Origin of the sequence: Streptantibioticus parmotrematis, assembly GCF_019890615.1 — a bacterium.
GTDB lineage: Bacteria > Actinomycetota > Actinomycetes > Streptomycetales > Streptomycetaceae > Streptantibioticus_D > Streptantibioticus_D parmotrematis.
On sequence record NZ_JAINVZ010000055.1, the window covers coordinates 1 to 2480 of the forward strand.

Annotated in this window: 2 protein-coding genes; one reads left to right on the top strand and one right to left on the bottom strand. The window is 72.2% G+C overall.

Annotated features, from left to right (window positions below; translation table 11 throughout):
• Positions 1-13: 13 nt before the first annotated feature.
• Positions 14-553 (bottom strand): MarR family winged helix-turn-helix transcriptional regulator, encoded by a 540-nt coding sequence (locus tag K7472_RS32160; protein ID WP_222982782.1) that lies wholly within the window; start codon positions 551-553, stop codon positions 14-16.
• 226 nt (positions 554-779) lie between these two features.
• Here K7472_RS32160 and K7472_RS32165 point away from each other — a divergent pair.
• The coding region (locus tag K7472_RS32165) for a chloride channel protein (protein ID WP_222982784.1) at positions 780-2480 on the top strand (1701 nt) is incomplete at its 3' end.

The window sequence follows — 2480 nt, forward strand, 5'->3', positions numbered from 1 at the left end:
GCGGTTCGCCGGTTCACCAGCCGACGTCGGCGTTGTGTCCGCCTTCGGCGAGGGGCTCGTCGCCGGCTCGGGTGAAGGCTTGCAACGCTTCGATCAGTCCGGCTCGTTGGGTGTGTGGCATGCCGGCGACGATGCGGGCGATGTGCGCGCGGCGGCGTTCGGTCGCCTCGCCGACGACGCGGCGGCCCGCCGTGGTGAGGCTGATGAGGATCTCGCGCCGGTTGGTGGGGCTCGGGGCGCGGTCGAGCATTCCGGCGGTCACGAGCCGGTCGACCATGCGCATCGCGGTGGAGGGGATGACGTCGAGGTGTTCGCCGAGCCGGGAGATGTTCATCGGCCCGCGGGTGTCCAGGACCACGAGCATGCGGAACTGCGGGAGGGTGAGCGTCTCCTCCACGGAGGCCAGGGAGCGGGCGGACACCGCGACGAGGAGCCGGGAGGCGGTGAGGACGGCCGTGACGACCTCGTCGGCCGCGTCACCGTGGGCCGGGGCGTCCTCGGACTCGTCGGCGCCGGGCGGGCGGTCGGTGGCGGTGGGCACGCGCTTGGGCATGCTCCCTTTCTACCCCGTCTTCCGCCCGTCGCGTCGCCCGCGGGAGGTCCGGCGGTCTCACGGAGCGGACGGGTTTTGCACAGAGCAATGCTCGGTATTGCATAATGCAAATATGACGAACACGGTCGATCCCGCGTCCCCGCCCCCGATACCCGGCACCGCACCGCGTGTCCGTCGGGGGGCTCCCCAGGCCCTCACGGCGTTGCGCGAGGCGAAGGGTGGTTTGCTGCTGCTGGCGCTGGTGGTCGGCGCGGGTGCCGGGCTGGGCGCGGTCGCGTTCCGCTGGCTGATCAAGACGTTCACCCTGCTGCTGTCCGGTCACGCGGACTACTCCGCCGCCGGTCACGCGGCCAATCCGCACGTGCCGGGGCTCGGCCGCTGGTTCGTGCTGCTCGCGCCGGTGCTCGCCGGTCTCGTCTACGGGCCGCTGGTGCAGCGGTTCGCGAAGGAGGCGCGAGGGCACGGGGTGCCCGAGGTGATGTTCGCGGTCGCCCGGCGCGGCGGCCGGATCGCGCCGCAGGTCGCGGTCGTCAAATCGCTGGCGTCCGCGTTGTGCATCGGCGGCGGCGGATCCGTCGGGCGGGAGGGCCCGATCGTGCAGATCGGTTCCGCGCTCGGCTCCACGCTGGGGCGGCTCGTGAGGATCGCCGAGGACCGGATGCGGGTGCTGGTCGCCTGCGGCGCCGCCGGTGGCATCGCGGCCACCTTCAACGCGCCGCTCGCAGGCGTGTTCTTCGCGATGGAGCTGATCCTGCGCGACTTCACCGCCGAGTCCTTCGGCATGGTCGTGCTGGCCTCGGTCACCTCCTCGGTCATCGGCCGTGCGGCGTTCGGCAACACGCCCTTCCTCCACCTGCCGCCGTTCACGGTGCACCACGTCTCGGAGTACCTGCTGTTCGCCGCTCTCGGGCTGCTGGCCGGTGCGGTGGGCGTCGGGTTCACCCGGATCCTGTACTGGGTGGAGGACGCCTGCGACTGGGCCTGGCGGGGGCCGGAGTGGGCGCGGCCGGCCGTCGGCGGGGTGCTGCTCGGTCTGCTGTTGCTGGTGCTGCCGCAGATGTACGGGGTCGGCTACCCGGTGCTGGAGAACGCGGTCAGCGGCAAGTACGTGATCGGGTTCCTGGTGGTACTGCTGGTCGGCAAGATCGTGGCGACGAGCCTGACCATCGGCATCGGGGGCTCGGGCGGGGTGTTCGCACCGTCCCTGTTCATGGGCGCGATGCTGGGCGCCGGGTACGGTGCCGCGTTGCAACACCTCGCGCCGGGGATCGCGGGGCCGGTGGGCGCGTACGGGCTGATCGGGATGGGCGCGGTGTTCGCGGGCGCCGCCCGGGCGCCGATCACGGCCGTGATCATCATGTTCGAGCTGACCGGTGAGTACTCGATCATCCTGCCGCTGATGGCCGCGATCGTGCTCGCGACCGGCGTGAGCCGATGGCTGTCGAACGACACGATCTACACCCTCAAACTGCGCCGCCGGGGCGTCGACCTCGACGAACAACCCGCGCACGCGTCGCTGGCCGGGGTCACCGTCGGCACCGTGATGGAGCCGGCCCCGCGCCCGCTGGACGGCGCGATGCCGCTGGCGGACGCCGTGGACGCGCTGGTCCGTTCGCCGCACGGCGTGCTGCCCGTCGTCACCGACGAGGCGACCTACCTCGGCACGGCCACCGCCAGGACGGCCGCCGAGACCCTCGCGGGCGACGACGCCAACGGCACGGCCACGCCGGTGAGTTCGATCACCCACCTCCCCAAGCCGGTGGGCGTGGCAACCGACCTGTCCGACGCGCTGGACGCCCTCGTGACGGCGGACGGGGCGGGCCTGCCGGTACTGGACGAGACGGGCTCGCGACTCATCGGCTGGGTCACCCACCAGAGCATCCTCACCGCACTGCACCACGGCCCGCAACCGGAACCGGAGGCAGCG